The organism is Rhodanobacter thiooxydans (genome assembly GCF_021545845.1).
Classification (GTDB): Bacteria; Pseudomonadota; Gammaproteobacteria; order Xanthomonadales; family Rhodanobacteraceae; genus Rhodanobacter.
This window is the reverse complement of record NZ_CP088923.1, coordinates 3,328,355-3,346,517: the sequence shown is the minus strand read 5'-3', so window position 1 is coordinate 3,346,517 and position 18,163 is coordinate 3,328,355. Positions and strand designations below refer to the sequence as shown.

At 64.1% G+C, this 18,163-nt stretch carries 13 protein-coding genes and 1 tRNA gene; 4 read left to right on the top strand and 10 right to left on the bottom strand.

The annotated features are described in order from the left end of the window. Positions 1-22: 22 nt before the first annotated feature. Positions 23-2,416, bottom strand: a complete 2,394-nt coding sequence (locus LRK53_RS15325) for an RIFT barrel domain-containing protein (RefSeq protein ID WP_235642370.1) — start codon at positions 2,414-2,416, stop codon at positions 23-25. A gap of 329 nt (positions 2,417-2,745) precedes the next feature. On the opposite strand from LRK53_RS15325, the gene LRK53_RS15320 reads away from it, so the two are divergent. Beyond that, on the top strand, positions 2,746-3,432 hold the full coding sequence (locus tag LRK53_RS15320) for a phosphatidylserine decarboxylase (RefSeq protein WP_235642369.1): 687 nt from the start codon (positions 2,746-2,748) through the stop codon (positions 3,430-3,432). After that, positions 3,425-3,628, top strand: coding sequence for a hypothetical protein (locus LRK53_RS15315; RefSeq protein WP_027491081.1), 204 nt, complete (start codon positions 3,425-3,427; stop codon positions 3,626-3,628). The genes LRK53_RS15320 and LRK53_RS15315 overlap by 8 nt, the downstream gene beginning before the upstream one ends. Positions 3,629-3,657: 29 nt before the next feature. On the opposite strand, the gene prsT is transcribed toward LRK53_RS15315, so the two are convergent. The 7 genes from prsT to LRK53_RS15280 all read right to left on the bottom strand — a co-directional run bounded on the left by prsT (position 3,658) and on the right by LRK53_RS15280 (position 14,979). Beyond that, positions 3,658-6,417 carry an XrtA/PEP-CTERM system TPR-repeat protein PrsT gene (prsT, locus tag LRK53_RS15310; RefSeq protein WP_235642368.1) on the bottom strand — a complete coding sequence of 920 codons (2,760 nt, stop codon included), beginning with the start codon at positions 6,415-6,417 and terminating at the stop codon, positions 3,658-3,660. An 84-nt stretch (positions 6,418-6,501) separates the two neighbouring features. After that, positions 6,502-7,839, bottom strand: a complete 1,338-nt coding sequence (prsR, locus tag LRK53_RS15305; protein WP_235642367.1) for a PEP-CTERM-box response regulator transcription factor — start codon at positions 7,837-7,839, stop codon at positions 6,502-6,504. 20 nt (positions 7,840-7,859) lie between these two features. Continuing rightward, on the bottom strand, positions 7,860-9,941 hold the full coding sequence (prsK, locus tag LRK53_RS15300) for an XrtA/PEP-CTERM system histidine kinase PrsK (RefSeq protein WP_027491078.1): 2,082 nt from the start codon (positions 9,939-9,941) through the stop codon (positions 7,860-7,862). A 67-nt stretch (positions 9,942-10,008) separates the two neighbouring features. Then, the gene (gene wecB / locus LRK53_RS15295) at positions 10,009-11,178 is read right to left on the bottom strand and encodes a non-hydrolyzing UDP-N-acetylglucosamine 2-epimerase (RefSeq protein WP_027491077.1); all 1,170 of its coding nucleotides are present in this window, start codon (positions 11,176-11,178) and stop codon (positions 10,009-10,011) included. Positions 11,179-11,417: 239 nt separating this feature from the next. After that, positions 11,418-12,302, bottom strand: coding sequence for a ThiF family adenylyltransferase (locus tag LRK53_RS15290; RefSeq protein WP_027491076.1), 885 nt, complete (start codon positions 12,300-12,302; stop codon positions 11,418-11,420). Between the two features lie 164 nt (positions 12,303-12,466). Then, positions 12,467-13,288 (bottom strand): PEP-CTERM sorting domain-containing protein, encoded by an 822-nt coding sequence (locus LRK53_RS15285; protein ID WP_027491075.1) that lies wholly within the window; start codon positions 13,286-13,288, stop codon positions 12,467-12,469. A gap of 623 nt (positions 13,289-13,911) precedes the next feature. Beyond that, on the bottom strand, positions 13,912-14,979 hold the full coding sequence (locus LRK53_RS15280) for a nitroreductase family protein (RefSeq protein WP_027491074.1): 1,068 nt from the start codon (positions 14,977-14,979) through the stop codon (positions 13,912-13,914). A 509-nt stretch (positions 14,980-15,488) separates the two neighbouring features. Here LRK53_RS15280 and LRK53_RS15275 point away from each other — a divergent pair. Both LRK53_RS15275 and LRK53_RS15270 read left to right on the top strand, forming a co-directional pair. After that, positions 15,489-16,295, top strand: coding sequence for an N-acyl amino acid synthase FeeM domain-containing protein (locus LRK53_RS15275; protein WP_235642366.1), 807 nt, complete (start codon positions 15,489-15,491; stop codon positions 16,293-16,295). 637 nt (positions 16,296-16,932) lie between these two features. Continuing rightward, positions 16,933-17,655: a hypothetical protein gene (locus tag LRK53_RS15270; RefSeq protein WP_027491072.1), complete on the top strand. Its 723-nt coding sequence runs from the start codon at positions 16,933-16,935 to the stop codon at positions 17,653-17,655. A 27-nt stretch (positions 17,656-17,682) separates the two neighbouring features. On the opposite strand, the gene LRK53_RS15265 is transcribed toward LRK53_RS15270, so the two are convergent. Together LRK53_RS15265 and LRK53_RS15260 are read right to left on the bottom strand one after the other, a co-directional pair. Continuing rightward, a tRNA-Phe gene (locus LRK53_RS15265) sits at positions 17,683-17,758 on the bottom strand. An 82-nt stretch (positions 17,759-17,840) separates the two neighbouring features. Further along, the gene (locus LRK53_RS15260) at positions 17,841-18,119 is read right to left on the bottom strand and encodes an oxidative damage protection protein (RefSeq protein ID WP_027491071.1); all 279 of its coding nucleotides are present in this window, start codon (positions 18,117-18,119) and stop codon (positions 17,841-17,843) included. Between the last annotated feature and the right edge of the window lie 44 nt (positions 18,120-18,163).

The following is an 18,163-nucleotide window of genomic DNA, read 5'->3' as shown; positions in this document are numbered from 1 at the left end:
TGCTGCAAAGCAGATCGACAGGTCATTGCGACACAGAGCGCGGCATGACCGCGAAATTGGGATAGTTGTTGTAGGCGGTTGTGCCGCTGGGTTTCACGCTGCGCGACTCAAAACGATTCCAGGCATCGTGTGCTTTGGGCACGGCACTATCGGCGGCGGCGGCCAGCCCGGTCTGCAGATTCGCAGGATAGCCCGTTGCCGAGTCCGGGTATCCATGCATCTTGCCGGCTTGCCACGGTTGTTTTTCCAGCGTCTCCATGGCGGTCACCATGGCCGGCGAATTGCAGGCCAGTCCGACCAGACTGGGAAACGTCGCTGCGTATATGGCACTGTATGAGGGCAGGTAGGTCTTTCCAGTAGGATCGGCAACCACCAGCGTGTAGGCAGAGGCTTCCAGCCAGCAGTAGCCCTGGGTTGGATTGGCTTGCCAGTCCGTCATCAAACCGATCTCGAACTTCGCCAGCCAGTCGCGCAGCTCCCCGGCTCCCGCAAAACCGAGTTCCGCGGCGTGGCCCGCCGACCAGGTGAAGAAGTTGTGCATCCACGGCGCCATCGCGTTTCGGGTGCCGCCTTGCATGCTGTAGCTATGACCACTGTCCAGCAGCCCCAACGGATTGGCGTTTGGATTGTTGGTGTACTTCTGATTCCAGTCCGCCAGCGAGTTCTCCACGTCCGCTTTGAACTCGGCTTTCAAGGGGTAGTCATCGGGCAACAGCCACGCCGCATCCGCCATCTGGCGCAGTGTCCATGCCTTGCCACGCACCTGGCTATGACTTTTGTCGATCAACCCCTTTGCATAATCGCGATACTCCGCGCCTGACCAGATCTCATTGAACGAGGCCGCAAACGCCAGCTCCGACATGTAGTAGTACGAACCGGTCACCAAGTATGGTACGTAGGACTGTGCCGGCTGGTGCGCGTTGTCCCACAGGTTCGGGTTGCCCGTCCCATATGAGGTCGGTGTGCAATTCGTCACCACGGTGTTGTTCACGCAGGTTGGCAGCAGATCACGCCGGTAGGCAGCAACCTTTTCCCGGTGGACCGCGGAACCTGTCAACGCCTGCTTCGCAACGCCATTTGCGTAGGCCCAGCCCGTTGTCGTGACGTTGGGATGCTGCTGGATGCTGAGCGGCCAGCCGGTTGCCTGGTCCCGGTAATGGATGTCATAGGCGCCCAGCGCATCGGTGTTGGCCAGCATCCAGTTGTAGGCGCGCAGGTCCGGGTTGACGATGTACACGCTGGTCCAGCGCGGCAGCGGACCAATCGCCGCTTGTGCCCCGGCCATGTGCATCTTCTGGGTCTGGTCACAGTGATCCAGGGGCGCGCAGGCCTGGCGCAGGCTGGCCAGGAACTTCTCGTCGGGCGTCAACGGCATGTAGCGCGACACGGCCTTGCTGGCCTGGATGTAGCCGGTGTCCTGCTGCAAATAGACCTGTGGCTGGGCATGGTTCCACCACAGCACCTGGTGCCAGCGCGTGTATGCGTACTGCGTCAGGGCAGGGCTGGTGTAGCCCGCGCTCCCCGAGATCAGGGTTGCCGTGTACTGCGGCTGCGCCTGTGGCATGTAGGCCCAGCTGTTTTCCACGATGACGTCGGTTTGTACCTGGCGCACGGCGCCATGCGAGCCGTGCGCATGGGCGCGCACCGCAAAGTAGATTCTCAGGTTCGGGTTGGTCGTGCCATCCGCCGCCGTCACCGGTCCGTTGACGATCCATTCGCTGGCCTGGGGGCCGGAAAGCCACTGGTTGCATTGGGTGCCCCAGGGCTTGCACGCGTTCGTGTCTTTGGCTGTCTGCAACAGGGTGCGGGCGTTTGCGGTGTATTTGCGGCCGCCGATGTTGAGTGACACGCTGGTGTCGTAGCTAGTGGCAAGCAATTGCGACAAGCTGATGGGCACGTCCTGTCCGGTCGCCGCTGGCGAAGGGCCCGCGGAAAGCGTCAACGGCAGCGTTGCATTGCCCGGCAGCGTTGGAGTCATCACAGTCAGCACCGCATGGCGCAAGCTGCCGTCGGGATAGGTAGCCTTGCTGTCCACCTGCAAGGCTATCGGCTGGCCCTTGATGGTGGCAGTTACCGTCCGGCCCCGAGGTATGTCGCCAGCCTTGAAGACCTGGCCGAAGGTGACCGGAACATTGGTCTGCGCTTGCGCGACGGTGCTGATCACCTTGTCCGTCACCGCCGTTGCCGCTCGCGCCGGCGCCGCAGCAAGCATCCACATGCAGCCGGCGCACCCACACAGCATCTTCGCCGCGGCTCGGCCAAGCCGGTTTCCCTGCTTGAACCGCCTGGCTTGCTCGCTCATACGCATGGCTTTGTCATCCTGCCGTCTCGTGATGTCGCGCCGCCCCGGGCTGATCGCATCGAACCAGGTCGCCTCGACCAAGGCGGCCTGTTGCCGACCATGTGCTTGCCCCATGGGCTTGCCTTGTACAGAAGCTGGTGTCAGCGGGATGTGAGTTGCCGCCGGCGGCGGAACCGCCGCTTTGGGCTGCGACGCACGTCTGGCAGCGGGGTTGCGCCTACGCTAACCTGATGGCCAGCCGTCGCTCTGTCTCCGCCGGAATCGTGAGCGTGCCGCCATGTCACTTTGCCGAAGCGAACGCGAGGTTTCTTCCCGCCGGATTTGCAGCAGTCTACGGAGTCGACCCGTGCCTGGATCAGGGTCGGCCTTGCCGTTCCGCCGTGTCGCACGGCTGGCCGCCGACAGGAAGCCAGACATGATGTCCACTCCGCGCTGAAATGACGATGCTTGTCCTGCAGATCGTGATCCTCTGTCTGGTGGGCGCGGCCATCGTGCTCTGGGCGCTTTATTTTCCGTATCCATCGCCGCTGATACGGCGTTGGCTTCCGCCGCGCAAACGCTGGCCGGAAAGGCAGGTCCGCACGTGGCTGAAGCGGGGGAAATTCCAGCATGCATTCCTGCACTATTTTTACCGTGATCCGGAGCGTATCGCGCCTCCGGGCAACAGTATGCTGGCTCCGGCAGACGGGCTGGTGACCAGTGCGCAGATGCATGGGGGCGTGCGCTATCTGGTGATTGCGCTCAGTTTCTGGGACATGCACGTGCAGCGCAGTCCGGTGTCCGGTCGGGTGCTCGGCGTGGAATCGCACGGCGACGGCTTCATGGACGGGGAGGGGCGGGAGTTTGCGTTCCTGCGAGAGAAAGCCTGCCCGGTACAAAAGCGTCTGGTGATTGCCGTAGATGCCGGACAAGTTGCGGTGCGCTTGATTACCAGCCTGGCGGCGCGGCGCATCGAAACCTGGGTCCAGGAGGGCGAGGAGATCAAGCGCGGGCAGAGGATCGGCCGGATCCTGCTGGGGAGCACCGTGGTGCTCGAGCTGCCGGCGACCGTGAACCTGCTGGTGCGCATCGGCGACCGCGTCTGGGCTGGGGAAACGGAGGTTGCAGAAGGTGTGACTCCCCATGAATGACTTCTTGTGGTCATCCGGCCAACTGGGTTGGGGCGTTTTCACGCTTGTCGTTTTCACCGGCCTGTGGTGGCTGCTGGGCGACCTGTATTGGCGCCTGCAGAGCGTCCGGATCGGTCGGTTCCTGGTTACGCTGGCCACCGGTTGGGCCGTCGGGGTTGGCCTGATTCTTCTGGGCTTCCATCTGGGAAGTCGGTAGAAGCGCGAAAACCGCCGACGGCTTTCCACCTACTTGGCGGCCAGGCCGGTCAACTCGCGATACAGTTTTTCCGCGGCTGGTTTGTCTTGAAAATCGGCGCCTGATTTTTGCAGCGTCGTGAGCGTGCCGAGCGCGCCGGCAGGATCGCCGGTGCGTGCCTGGGCCACGGCCAGATGGTATTGGATCGCTGGTGTCTTGGGTGTCGCCTTGGCTGCTTGCAGCAGAATCGGCAGCGCCCGCTTGGGTTGATTGTGCGCGATCAGCGCCCAGGCGTAGGTGTCCGCGATGTCCGGCGATCCAGACGCCAGTTGGTAGGCCCGCTCCGCCAGTGCCAGCGCCTTGGGGTTGTTTTGCTCCGTGTAAATCCAGGCGAGGTTGTTGAGTGCGCTTACGTTGGACGGGTACGTCTTCAATACCTGCTCGTACTGGCCAGCAGCCAGCGCGTTCTGCGTGCGGTTCAGGTAGTAGCTAGCCAGCAGCAAGCGGGTGGCAGCATCGTCCGGATGCTTGGCCAGCCAGTCGCGCAGTACGCCCTCCGGCGCGTTGGCCCCGCTTTCGCTCAGCGCCTGGAAGCTCTTGAACACCAGCGGCCGGTCGTATCGGAGCTTCAGTCCCTGCTGGTAGGCCTGGGCGGCCTCACGATAAGACTTGTTCGCCATGTACAGGTCGCCCTCCAGCGAGAAGCCCGTCGCCCTGGTGGGGGCTTGCTTCTGCAGCGTTTGCGCGAGGGCAATGGCGCCGGGCAGGTTGTGGTCCTGCAGCTTCAGGAATGCCCGCAACGCCACTGCCGTCGCTTGACCCGGATCGGCCTTGATCACGGCTTCGAGATTGCCTTCGGCAGCCTTCGTGTCTTTGCCGAGGATCTGCGCGCGCGCCAGGTTGGTGCGGTACAAGGGCATCTGTGGCGCGAGATTCACGGCTTGCTGCAGCGGCTTCAAGGCTTCACCGTGATGGCCGGCGTTGAGTTCCGCCGCGCCGAGGGCATTGAGCGCTACCGGGTTGTCGGGGTTGGCCGCCGCCAGCTGCGTGGCCGTGCCCAGGGCTTCGTCGAATTTGCCGCTTTCGCTGTCCAACGCCACCAGGGCGATGTACGCGTTGATGGACTTCGGCGCCTCGTCGATGGCCTGCTTGAATCGCCTGGCGGCCTCGGCCTTGTCGCCTTGCAGTGCGGCGAGCTGGCCGAGCGCGGTCATCGCCGCCGCGTTGTGCGGGTCTTTTTTCAACACCGTTGCGTAGCGGCCGGCGGCGGCTTCGTGATGGCCTTCGATTGAATCCAGGCTGCCCAGGCTCAGCAAGGCGGCAAGATTCTCCGGGTCCAGCTTCAGGGCTTCGGAGTACTGGGCGCGCGCTTCCGGGCGCTGACCGGCCGCGACCAGCGCGGTCCCGTACATCAAGTGCGCGGCGCTGTTGCGCGGATTGCCGGACGCATAGGCGGCTGCCACCTTGACCGCCTCAGCCGGGCGCTGCTCGCGCAGATAGGTCATGACCAGCAGGCTGTTGCGGCGCGCCTCGGTGGAGGCGTTGCCCGCGGGAATCTCCTGCAGCAGGCGGATCGCTTCCGCTTCATTTCCGCTGGCGAGGGCGTTGCCGGCGCTGGCAAGCCGGGTGTCGGGCGGGTTGCTGGCACTGCTTGCGGCGGCTGCCGCCCCCGGTGAACCGGCACCCGTGGTGGCGGCCCTCTCCAGCATTGCCAGCAGCTCGGTATCGGACAGCGCCCCCGGCGCGACCGGTCGAAGCGTATCCAGCGCCTGGCGCGAGCGTCCTTCGCGGTAGAGCGTGAGTGCCAGCAACTTGCGCACGTCGACATTCTTCTGATCCATGCCCATGGCGTTGCTGAGGTACATTTCCGCCTGGCCGTAGTTGCCTTGCGCGTAGTTGACCGCGCCCATCAGCAGCTGCGCCTGGACGTTGTCCGGCGACATCTTGAGCACCTGCTGAAGCTCGGCAATCGCGGCGTCCAGATCTCCCTGCCGGTACAGCACCATGGCGTGCAGATAGTGCGGATACGGTTGCTGCGGCGACATTTTTTCCAGCGTCTGGATGCTGGCCAGCGCCTTGTCGAACTGCTTCTGCTGTGCCTGTGCGCTGGCCAGCCGGGTCAGTGCGTAGAAGCGCTCTTGCGGCAACCAGTCAGGGTTCTTGAGGCCCATCACCTTCTGGTAGTCCGCTTCGGCGCCGGCGAAATCGGCGCTGCCGAATGCCAGGTCGCCCTTCGCGACCCAGGCCTGCGGATTTTCCGGCGCGGCGGCCAATGCCTGTTGCAGGTACTTGCCGGCGGAAGCCGGATCGTTGGCGGTGGCTGCCAGCTGAGCCAGTCCCACCAGCGCGCCCAGGTTCTCCGGGTCTGCCGACAACGCGGCCAGGTACGTTTGCCGGGCCTGGTCGAACTGCCTGAGCGCGCGATAGGCGTCGCCTCGCAGCGCGGCGACGCGTGCCTTGATCTTGGACTGGTAGGGCTGGTCGGAGGGCAGGGTGGCGAGCAGCTTGTCGTACTGCTGCGTCACCAGCAACGCGCGTCCCATGGGTACCGCCCAACGTTCTGCCGGCACCTTGTTCGCCTTGGCGTTTTGCAGTTCGCTCAGGGTGTCCGCCGGATTGCCCAGCATCAGCGAAGCTTGCCCGAGCAGCAGCCAGGCCTCGCCGTTCTTGTTGTCGCGTTGCAGGACCTTTTTGGCCTCGATGTAGGCCGCGCGATACTCCCCCTTGGCCTGGTATCTGGTACCGGCATCGACGCTGCCCTGCCTGCTGGCGAGGCCGCAGCCGCTCAGTGACAAGGCGGCGCACAGCAACGCCAAGCCATGACGAACGATCCGCGTGTTCAGCCTGATCAAGCGCATATCTTTACCCCCAGTTCGCCGCGCGCCACGCGCGGGTCAATCTGCTTCGGTAGGTTTCTTCAAGCCGTGCTTGTCCAGAAGGTCATAGAGCGTCGGGCGGCTGATCCCGAGCAGACCCGCGACATGCGAGAGATTGCCGCCAGCCCGGGTCAGGGCCAGTTGGATCGCATGTTTTTCAGCGTCGTTACGTACTTTGCGCAAATCCGGAATATCGCTGCCGGCCGCACCGAGATGCAGCTCCTTCAGTTCGATCTGCTTCCCATCCGCCATGATGACTGCGCTGTTGACGACGTTCTCCAGTTCACGCACATTGCCGCGCCACGGACACGCCTCGATCGCCTTGAGCGCCTTCGCAGTGAAACCATGGACCGCGCGGCCGTGGCGGCTGGCCGCCTGTTCGAGAAAATGCCGCGCCAGCGGCGCTATGTCGCCGGCGCGTTCACGCAGCGGCGGAAGCCGAATGGTCACTTCGCTGACGCGGTAGAACAAATCCTCGCGGAACCGCCCTGCACCGATCAGCGCCGGCAGGTCCTGGTGCGTCGCGCAGATGATGCGCACGTCCACCGGAATCGGTTCGCGCCCACCGATGCGTTCGACCACCCGCTCCTCGAGAAACCGCAGCAGCTTGGCCTGCAGCGCAAATGGCATGTCGCCGATCTCGTCGAGCAGCAGGGTGCCGTTCACTGCCAGTTCGATCTTGCCCTTGGTCTGCTTGTGCGCACCGGTGTAGGCGCCTTTCTCGTGGCCAAACAGCTCGGCTTCCAGCAGGGTTTCAGGAATGGCAGCGCAGTTGATCGCCACGAACGGCCCGTCGCGCCGCGTGCTCAGGCGGTGCACCGCGCGCGCGAACACTTCCTTGCCGGTGCCGGTCTCGCCGAGCAGCAGGACGGTGGCGTTGGAAGGACTGACCTTCTCTATCAGCCGGAAGGCATCGAGCATGGCCTCGCTGCTGCCGATGATGCCTTCGAGCGTCGTGGTCGACTGGTTTCTGAGCTTGCGGTTCTCGGCCTCCAGTTCATGCACCCGGAAGGCGCGATCCACGATCAGGCGCAGGACTTCCAGCTCCAGTGGCTTGGAGCAGAAGTCGTAGGCGCCGCAGCCGATGGACTTGACCGCGTTGTCGCGGTCGCCGTTGCCGGTGACCACGACGATCTTGGTATGCGGCGCTTCCTGCAGGATTCCCGCGACGGTGGCGAAGCCCTCGGCGGTGCCGGTGGCGTCAGGGGGCAAGCCCAGGTCCTGCAGCACCACCGCCGGCTCATGGCGGCGCAGCAGGGCGAGCGCGGTCGGCCGGTCACCGGCCATGACCACGTCGTAATCCTCGAAGCTCCAGCGCAGCTGACGCTGCAGGCCGGCATCGTCCTCGACGATCAACAGGCAGCGCTGCTTCTGGTTCATGGCGCGGTCTGCGCTTGCCCAGCCGCCATGGCGGCCCCGGCGGGCTCGGCCAGCGGCAACTGGATGGTGAATACGCTGCCCTGGCCCGGGGTGCTGTTCACGCGCATCGTCCCGCCCAGCGAATGCACGTATGCGCGAGCCTGATAGGCGCCGATGCCCATGCCCTTGCTGGCCTTGGTGGTGAAGAATGGCTTGAATAACCGGTTGCGGATGAAATCCTCGTCCATGCCTGCTCCGTCATCCTCGATTTCGATGGTGGCAAGGCCGGGCTCGTGCCTGACTCTCAGCAGGACGTGACCGTGGGACTGCGCTGCATCCTGGGCGTTGCGGATCACGTGCCCGAGCACGGTGGCCAGCTGTTCGGTATCGGTCTGCACCCACAGGTCGTCCGTCACCGGCCGGTATTCCGGCCGTGGCGACTGCGCGCGGCACTCGTCGAGCGCCTTGTCGAGCACCGTCGCCAGTGCCACGCGACCGTGTCTGGCTGGCGCCACGTCGCCGCGCAACTGCTCGAGCAGGCGCGAGATGCGCTGCACTGAATTGGCCACCGTCGCGAGCATGTCGCCCACGAACGCCGGGTTGTGCTTGTGGCGCTCGGCGTTCTGCAGCAGCAGCGATTGCTGGGCCGCGAGGTTCTTGAGGTCGTGCATCAGGAACGCGGTGAGCCGGTTGAAGCCTTCGAACTGGCGCGCCTCGGCGAGGCGCCGGGCATCGGCTGCCTGCGCCAGGATGCCGGCCACCTGACTGCCGGCGGCGCGGAGCAGATCGATGTCTTCCCAATCGAACGCGCGACGCGCGCGCGCGCGCGCCAGCACCACGAAACCGACCAGCCGGTCTTCCAGTACCAGCGGCACCAGCAGCCAGGCGCGCGGCAAGCCGGTCAGTTCGGCCGGCGCCCGCAGTTGTTCGTCGCCCAGCGGCGGCGGTTCGTCCAGGTCATAGATCCACCGGCGCGTTCGCATGAGTCCGAACGCCGGCAGGCTGGCCGGAAGCTTCAGGCCGGCTGGCGTCGGCATGTTCCAGCGCGCTTCCGGCACGAAGTCATCGGCATCGTCGCGCATGAACAGCGTGCCGGCCGGGCTGTCCATGATCTGCGCGATGGCGTGGACCGCGCGCTGCGGCAATTCCGTGTCGCCAGCGGACAGCGTCGCGGTCAGACGCAGCCATTCCTCGCGATAGTCGTGGCGGAAACTGAAGAAGTTCTTGTGCAGGAACACCCGCAGGCGCGAGCGCGCCTGACCGGAAAATGCGATCAGCAGCACCAGCAGCAACGCGAAGCAGACCAGCGTGATTTCCGCCACCCGGCCCCAGTCGCCGCCGTACAGGCGCACGTAGTAACCGCCGATCGCCGTGCCGATGATGTAAATCGCGACCACCAGCAGGCTGGTGGAATAGAACACCGCGCGCCGCGACACGCCCACATCCAGCGACCACTGCGGGTTGCGCGCCGCCGCCACCAGCAGCAGCGGCACCAGCAGGGCGTCGATGAAGCCGCGTGCCGCCCATGCGCTGACGTTGAACTGCCGGTAGAGCACCGCGTAGGAGTACAGGAAGATGTCGTAGGCGAACAGCAGGCCGAGCGCGATCACCAGAAACTTGAGCGCCCAGCGTTGTTGCGGTTGCACGTTGCGGTAGATCTGTTCGAGCAGCATCACGCCACTGAGGGCGAGCACCAGCACACCGACCAGCGGCACGTTGGCGCTGAACGGCAGGCCGGTCGCCTGCGGCAGACCCGTCACCGGCCACAGGCAGTAGAGCGCGAGCACGATCCAGAGTGCGTGCGCAACAACGCGCAGATCGCGCAGCAGGCCGGATATCGGCCACGCGCTGAACAGGGCACTCACGAAAACGATCCAGGCGCCGTAACGCAGAACCTCGGCCAGCAGCATCCAGTTGGCCGCCACCGTCCGCTGCCACTCGGCGTAAGCCAGAAACGCGCCCCACAGGGCCGAGGCCATCGCGGCCAGGATCAGCAAGGCACCGGTGCGCTGACCGCGCCAACCGATGCCCAGCAACGCCGCACCGGCGAGGAACGCGGCGGCGGCGGTCAGGTAACTGGTGATGATGATGACGTGCATACCTGGACGATCCCCGGTGCGCCACGCAGTTGTCTGCGCTCAACCTGGCATGTGCCTGCGGCCGGGTTCAGGCACTGCCCAGCGTACGCTGATTGGCGGCTGCGGGAACCGTCGTTGCTTCGGCAACGCGAGGCGGCACGCTCAGCAGACGCTGGCGGATGTCGGCCGCCACGCGTGCCGCGGTATGTCCGTCCCAGAGTTGGGGCCTGCGTCCATGCGGCCAGCAGCCGGCGAGAATCTCGTCCACTGCCGGCACCAGCTCGGCGGCAGTCACCAACCGGTTGGTGCCCTCCGTGATCGTGATCGGCCGCTCGGTCGTGGTGCGCAAGGTGAGGCAGGGGATGCCGAGATAGGTGGTTTCCTCCTGGATGCCACCCGAATCCGTGATGGTCAGGCGCGCACCGCACACCAGGCTCATGAAGTCGACGTAACCAAGCGGCTCGATGACTTGCAGGTTGGGCGCCTCGGCCAGTTTTGGCCACAGGCCGAAGGCTTGCAGATTCTTGCGGGTGCGCGGGTGCACCGGAAACACCAGCGGCAGTCTGACCGCTATGCGGGTCAGCTGATCGACCAGCGCCGTGAGCGGCCCGGCTGCGTCCACGTTGGAGGGCCGGTGCAGGGTTACCACCGCGTAGGCGCGATTCTCCAGCCCGAGCCGGCGACGCTCGCCGCCGGCATCGATGCGTTCGCGCATGAGTTCGTAGGAATCGATCATGATGTTGCCCACGCGGGTGATCTTTTCCGGCGGCACGCCTTCGGCGGCGAGATGCTCGTCCGCGTCCGGCGATGGCGTCCACAGGATGTCCGCCAGCGTGTCGGTCACCAGCCGGTTGATCTCCTCGGGCATCCGGCGGTCGCCGCTGCGCAAGCCGGCTTCCAGATGCGCGACCGTGATGTGCAGCTTCGCGCCGACCAGCGCGCAGGCCATGGTTGAATTGACATCCCCGACCACCACGACCAGGTCCGGTCGATCCGCGGCGCAGGCCGCTTCGTAGGCAAGCATCACGTCGGCGGTTTGTTTCGCGTGGCTGCCGCTGCCTACGCCCAGGTGCAGATCCGGCGGCGGCAACTTCAGGTCACGGAAGAAAGCATCCGACATGTTCTGGTCGTAATGCTGGCCGGTGTGCACCAGCCGCAGGCGACACCACGGCTGTCCATGCAGCACGTGAAACAGCGGCGCGACCTTCATGAAGTTGGGTCGCGCGGCCGCGATCAAGTCGATCCTGATCCGCTGCATGACGGGCACCCCTCGGTTCCATGGCGGGTTGAGTGTAGGACGTTGCCGGCATTCCGGCGTGGTCCGGCGGAAGTCTCGCGCTGTCATTGCAGGATCTTGCCGGTTTGCAGACCGGCAATGGTTTGAGGCGGGCAAGCGTCACGAGTGCGGCGAAGCACGCAAGCCGGGCGAGAGGAGCTGCCGCTGCAACTCCGGATCCGGCGACAGGTAGACGCAGCCCAGGTGTCCATGCGTGCCGCTCAGTGGCGCATGAAACGGCGACGCGCCATGGACAGGATGAGTCGTTGCAGCGGGTTGTTGTTGCCCCCGGGCCGCCACGTGCGTGCGAGCTTGTTGCGGTAGGCATCGAAGTGCAGGCCGTGAGGCGCCGCGAGCACCTTGCCCCTGCCAAGCAGGATCTTCAACGCCTGGGTACCGGCGATCCCGGCGCAGATTTCACATGCCATGGGCGTCGATGGTCCCCGGTGGTTGACCAGGTCCACCGCCGAGGGGTCGACCAGATAGCCTTGATGCAGCACGGCGGGCGCCAGACCCACCATGAAGCGCAGCAACTGTTCGTCGGTCGTTCTACCTTCCAGCCGGAAGTACTCCTCAAAGGTCATGTGACCCGGCAGGAACGCCAGTACCGCCGCACCCATGCCCAGCGGTGCCGCGGTAACCGCCGGAATACCGTGCTTGGCGCACAGGGCAAACAGCCGGGCGCGGATATCGAGTACGAAAAAGTCCAGCCCGTCGACGTACAGATCCACTCCCGAGAGGAACTGCTCCATGTTGTCGATGGTGACCCCGATGGGGAACTTGTTGATGTCCAGCTCCGGATTGATATCCCGCGCCATCCGGGACACCACGTCGACCTTGGGCTGGCCAATGGTCGACTGGAATGCCCCGGCCTGCCGGTTGAGATTTTCCGTGCCGAAGCGGTCGAGATCCGCCAGGTTGAACGACTGGATGCCGAGTCGGGTCAGAGTCAACAGATGGCTGCCACCAACACCGCCAAGTCCGGCGATCGCCACGCGCATGGAGCGAAGCCTCGCCTGCTCGGTCGTGGTTATCCAGCCGATCGTCCGGCTGAATGCCGTGGCGTAGTCGAACGGCTCAGTCGTGTCCGATGCATCAGACATCATGGGACATCTACCCTCGGCATTACTGCGCAAAGCCGTTGCCCGGCCGGTACGGCGAGCCCGCCAACATTCAACGCAGACATACAGTTGATGGCGCCGCTTCGGGAAGCAGCGCCATCAACCGTCAAACCGCACGCATCACGAGGTTCCTGCTCTATGCGTGCCCGTCAGCTTCCTTTGCCGCGCCGCCGTACTAGCAAGCCCAGAAAGGCCAAGCCAAGGCCCAGCAGACCCATTTCGCCCGGCTCGGGCACCGTTCTGCCGATCAATGTGGCCGTTCCCGTAATCGGGTAGTGGCAGATGTTGGCCGGATTCGGTGAGATACCCGTGCACGTCCTGACTGCGCTGAACAGGAACTCCGAATTGAGCGTGAAGTCCGCGAATCCACCCAACCCGTCGGCTTGCGTGTGGGTCTGGAAGAAGGACGCCGCGGGACCTCCGGTCGCGTCCAGGAAACCAAGTCCGTTGGATCCAGTCAAGGGATGGGTAACCGTGCCAACGACCGTGGAGAAAAGCTGCGCGGTGCCCGCAAACCCAAGCACCGAGCCCGTATGGCCGGACAAGGTGAGCCACGGCGTACCGACCCCGGCTGTCGTCGGATTCAGCACATTGAAGCTGCTGGTGTTGTCGACGAAAAAGCTGATCGACCCAGGACTGAACTCAACCTGGTTGCCGGTAATCTTCGACACCGTGTACTGGAAGGTGAAGTTGAGGTCGCAACCCGGACAAAAGCTGTCCGCCGCAATACTCGACCCAAAGTCGGTAATCCCGTTGAACGAGGAAATCAACCCGTAGCCGGTCAGTACGTTGCCGACGCCCGAAATGCTCGATTCGCGGAAGTTGACTGCCTGGATGGTCAGGTCCAGCGGATTGCTGGGATCCCACACGACACCGCCCACGTTGGTGGGAGTTGCAAACGTCGATCCACTCCATGCACCCAGCGCCAGCGCGCATGCGAGTGCGATTCCGATGCTTTTCTTTTTCATCATGATTTTTCCTCCACTGAGAACCAGTCCGGGTAATCGCAGTGGCCGTGGTGCCCGATTGACGTTGCCCTGCGAACTCCTGAAAGCAACGGGCATGCCATGAATACAACATAATGGTTTATATGGTATTTTTTATGCAGAGCTGGCAAGTTTGCTCGATATTTGTAAGACATTCCGGCACCATGTCGCACCGGCCATGCGGGGGAGCTGCTGCTTCACCAGATGCCCCGCCGTAGTGTCGCCGCTGGCTGCCTCACGGGCATGGATCCAACCTGTTGAATGGAAACATGTTTCTACGGCAAGCCGCGTCTGAGCCGCCGGCAGCCGAAGCAGCTTTCCGCCTATCCCGCCGAGTGGGTTGCGCGACCCGATATGGATGTAATGAGTTGTTTTAGCTGCAGTTTGTCTGGCGACGCTGGCAGCAATCCGCGTTTGTAAAGGATTTCGACACGCGGTGGAAATCGCATCGCCTCGCCGCGTGCAACCGCAAGGGCAACGGAAGGCGCAGCTGACATGCTGCTGTTTCGACGTTCCATCGCCAGCGCCCTGCGTGGGAGGGGCGAAAAACCAGGGGCGCGCAATGCCTGAGGGCCGTCGCATACAGGCGGAGGTCGCGCCTGACCAGGCTATTGGTGGAAGGCACCAAAACTTTCGAGCGCTCGTCGCCCGCTGCGACCGCGCGGTGCGGACCGTACGTGGCCAAGCCGCAAGAACACGAGCCCGTACCCCGGCGCGCACAGGTCGTGCAGGGCCGCGCCCAGACGCGAGAGCGGTCGCTGAAAGGCCGGTTCGACGGCTACGAACCCCAGGCCGAGAACCCCTGCCGCCGCATACGGCTGGACCGACAACCCGTCGAGGGTGGCCTGAAGCCACGCGCGCTGCAGGGCGCGGCCACCAGCGAGTACGTCGGATCGGGTCGTGGACGGAATGACGAGCAGGCAGAGACCGGGCGACAACCGGATCGGCAGCCAGGCCGAGCGCCACCCCAGAACCGATGCCGCGCCCAGCCGGTTGAACATGCTCATCATCGCGGGACGGCGCAGCATCTGGAAGACCGGGCGCAGCGGCGGCTCCACGGCCAGCGTCGCCGGGGCCAGGCCTTCCTCGCAGGCGGAGTGCCAGCCGACGGCGAAGCGGATACTCGAAAACAGTTCTGCGTGCAGCGTCGGGCTGCTGAAACGCAGCGTTTCGGCCTGCCTGATGACATCCAGTGCCGCATTTCTCTCACGCGGTGTCTGTGGCCACCAAAGCCGCTGCCCAGGAATCAGCTGGGCCTGCGCATTCAGGTGCGCTTGCGCATCGGCGGTGATCGGGCCGCTCCAGGGAAAACGGCGGTCGGTGTGACGCTGCGCGATGGCACCAGCCAGCGGCTCGTGGGGAGGCTGCTCGGGATCGTGGCGCCAACGGATGCGGGCGACCCACAGCTCGTCGTCGGGCTGCGGGAAGGGCTGCAGGTCCGCCGCATAACCGAGCGACCGCGCGTGGACGATCATGTTTTCCAGGCACGCGCCGGCGGCCAGGTCGCTAAGGACATATCGGGTATCGGATCCGTGGCCGCTGCGGCTGGCGTCGATCCGAAGGTCCAGGTCGTCGCCGCGCCACGCGAAACGCCACGGCTGCGAGTTGTCCGCCGAGGGTGCGGCAATGCCTGCGCACAGAATGCCTTCTTTCGTATGCCGATCCACGGTCCGCATCCGTCCGATATGACAACTGCTTCCGGCCGATCACGGTTACCTTGCGTACCCGGCAATCAGCTCGCCCACATGAGCACTATACGCAGGGGTAGCGGCGTGCACCAAGATGCGTCTTCCAGGCGAGACCGCCGTGATCGACGTCGGCGCATGCGTGGCCACCTGTCGGACCAACACCATCGTGGCAACGCTCGCGTGCCGCATGCCGATGTTCGGCTGCCGACGTGCAGCGCGAAGCGGGACACGATCGGGTTCCTGAGGGTCTTCGCGTATGGCGACGCTGTTCACACTATCATCGTATACGGGGTCGTACAATCGAGCACGACGCGAGGCCTTTTGCACTTGAATGGCCACGCCTTGTCAAACCACGTTGCATTGGTCGCGTGGCGAAGACACATTCATTGCAGCACCGATACCCGTCTTGGATGACGTCGACAGACACGGGGGCGACTCCGCGTTGTCAAGGGGGCAGTATGCCTTGAAATAACGCGTCCCTGACCGGCGACTGAAGCATGAATTTAATCAAATCGGTAGAAATACCCGAGACAGTCGTCGACATTACGGCGCGCCTCAATCGTTCGGCGCTGCGCGCCGGTGAGCAGCCCTGTTTCTGCGCGACCAGCCTTGAGCAGGTGGAATCGGCCTGGCGGCTGGTGTACGAGCGCTATTCGCAAATGGGGCTGATTGACGAAAACCCGTTTGGCATGCATGCCGTCCCCTCTGCCGTGGGAAAGCATACGTGTGTGATATGGGGAGCAGAGGGACAGGAAGTCGGCTACACGATGTCACTGTTCCGCGACAACCCCATGGGACTCGCGCTGGACAGCGTATACGCGGGACCTCTGGACGAACTGCGGCGAAAGGGCCGTCGCCTGCTTGAGGTGGGGATGCTGGCGGATCGCCGCCGGGGCGCGTCGCGTGGCGTCGGGGTTCTGTTCGGTATGATGCGCTGGGCTGTCCACCATGCATTGCATGCCGGCTTGACCGATATCGTCATCGGGGTGCATCCGCGGCATGTTCAGTTCTATGTACGTTGTTACGGCTTCGAGCAATTCGCGACGCCGACAAGTTACCCCATGGTGCGAAACAATCCGGTGGTGCCCTTGCGCCTTCGTCTGCTTGAGGGGCTGGCGAAAGACGAGTTGCCACGAGGGCTCGCTGATGCGCGTGACAACCCGCTCCCCGCCAGCAAATTCTCGCATCGCTTCGGGTTCGAGCCCGAGCAACTGCGAGGCTCCCTGATCGCGGGCTTTTTGAAAGCCAGCTATGGCGTTGATCCGTGCCGGATGGCCGGTTCGGAGCTTGCCTGGTCAGCCTAGGCTTGGTGACAGTCTCTGCCGGGTCGAACGTGCAAGGCGTCGAGCAGCTCGAACGTCGGCATCGCCAGGGCACTCAGCAGATGCATGGCATGGCTATGGGCCATCAACCCGTCACATCCTTCCAATAGGGCGCAAGCTCGCTGAGCAGGCGCAGCGAATCGTTGGTCGCCGCTGCAGCACCGGCCTGGCGCCACCCTCCATGCAGGACTACGCCGGGCTGCGGTGATCGCGGGCGTCCTGAACCTGCGTCCCTCTTGGTCTGCCAGCGTACGCAATCTCTGGCGACGGCGCGGATCAATCTTTGAAACGGTTCGTCCGCAGTCCTGCGGCAACGCGAAAAAACGTCCCGCGCCTTGGTCGGCGCTCGAGCCTCGGTGGTCCGTCCTGTAATCCCTGTTCGCCCCGGGGCTGCGTCGCCGGTGGCGAAACTGTCGGAAGAATTTACAAAATTGCAGCGTTTGTTGGCTGGAAACAAGCACGAATTCAATCAAACCAGCGGCTTGTGGGCTTGGCCTGGAATGTGCTTCTAAAACTGTCTGCGGGAGTGTGCTTGCCGGTAACGATGGATACCCGGGGTTCAAAGGTCCCGGGCTGCCTGGCGACGGACGGCGACAAGTCTCGACGGAGGTCAAACACCATGAAAAGGATCCTGGTTCTGACTGGCATTGCTCTGGCCGCACTGACCGTGCTGCCCTTGCAGGTCGCCGCGACCCCGATCTCAGCCAGTATCAATCTGAATACCGTTTTTGCCGGCAACACGCCGGATGGCAGCAGTGCGCCCTGGCTCACTGCCGAGTTCACATCTTCCGTGGGTTCGGGCACCGGAACGCTGGTGCTGACCTCCCACTTGACCGGGCCGGATTTTGTACAGGGGTTGAGCAGCAAGAAATCCACGGTCGGCTGGGCCTTCTATCTCGATCAGGTGCTCTCTTCCTCCGGGATCACATGCACCGCAGGTGCTTGCGCGAGCAACGGCACGCTATACAACGCGAGCGGTTTCAATACCGGCTCAGTGCCGGGCATGTTCAACCTTGCGTTCGGCTGGTCGTCCGGCAGCCAGTTCATGGCCGGCAATTCAGCGACCTATGATCTGACGTTCTCGCACCTGCTGACCGGGAATCCGTTTGTGGAGAACGGTAACCGCTGGTCATCGGTGGCACACGTGCAGGGCGTCGTCGGCGGCTGCAGCGGCTGGATCGTGTCGGGGGACGGAGTCGGCGCCAGCGGCAGCGGGCCGTGCGTCGACCCTCCGCCCGTGTCGGTACCGGAGCCGGGTGAACTGGGCATGTTCAGCCTCGGTCTGCTGCTTGCCGGGCTGTTCCTGCGGATGAAATACGTGCAGCTTCGAAAAACCCGCTGAGAAAGTGGGCTTGAACGCTGTCGTAAATGGTGGCCGGGGACGGAATCGAACCGCCGACACGGGGATTTTCAATCCCCTGCTCTACCAACTGAGCTACCCGGCCGGGAAGCTGGCGATCAGGGCAGCTGCGATGGCTTGCCGATGATGCGTGGAGCCGCGCATTAGACCGAATGCGCGGCTTTTCGTCAAGACTCCAGGTTGGGTGGAGTGAAGCCGGCGGCATGGTCGAAGTCGCCGCCAAACAGGAATTTCTCCATCTGCTCGCCGAGGTATTTGCGCGCCTTCGGGTCGAGCGGGTTGAGCCGGTATTCGTTGATCAGGGTGGTCTGATGGGCCAGCCATTGCTGCCAGGCACGCTTGGAAATCTCGGCGTAGATGCGCTGGCCGAGCGGGCCGGGCCAAGGGGCGAAGTCCAGGCCTTCGGCGTCGATGCCGAGCTTGGCGCAGTGAATGGTACGGCTCATGGGGTTTCCTCGGGGCTTTGCGGGTATCGGTAGGAGCGCACCCT

Coding starts and splice junctions, on each gene's coding strand:
- LRK53_RS15325 (WP_235642370.1), bottom strand. CDS start 2,416: ATGGGGCAAGCACATGGTCGGCAACAGGCCGCCTTGGTCGAGGCGACC.
- LRK53_RS15320 (WP_235642369.1), top strand. CDS start 2,746: ATGCTTGTCCTGCAGATCGTGATCCTCTGTCTGGTGGGCGCGGCCATC.
- LRK53_RS15315 (WP_027491081.1), top strand. CDS start 3,425: ATGAATGACTTCTTGTGGTCATCCGGCCAACTGGGTTGGGGCGTTTTC.
- prsK (WP_027491078.1), bottom strand. CDS start 9,941: ATGCACGTCATCATCATCACCAGTTACCTGACCGCCGCCGCCGCGTTC.
- wecB (WP_027491077.1), bottom strand. CDS start 11,178: ATGCAGCGGATCAGGATCGACTTGATCGCGGCCGCGCGACCCAACTTC.
- LRK53_RS15290 (WP_027491076.1), bottom strand. CDS start 12,302: ATGATGTCTGATGCATCGGACACGACTGAGCCGTTCGACTACGCCACG.
- LRK53_RS15285 (WP_027491075.1), bottom strand. CDS start 13,288: ATGATGAAAAAGAAAAGCATCGGAATCGCACTCGCATGCGCGCTGGCG.
- LRK53_RS15280 (WP_027491074.1), bottom strand. CDS start 14,979: ATGCGGACCGTGGATCGGCATACGAAAGAAGGCATTCTGTGCGCAGGC.
- LRK53_RS15275 (WP_235642366.1), top strand. CDS start 15,489: ATGAATTTAATCAAATCGGTAGAAATACCCGAGACAGTCGTCGACATT.
- LRK53_RS15270 (WP_027491072.1), top strand. CDS start 16,933: ATGAAAAGGATCCTGGTTCTGACTGGCATTGCTCTGGCCGCACTGACC.
- LRK53_RS15260 (WP_027491071.1), bottom strand. CDS start 18,119: ATGAGCCGTACCATTCACTGCGCCAAGCTCGGCATCGACGCCGAAGGC.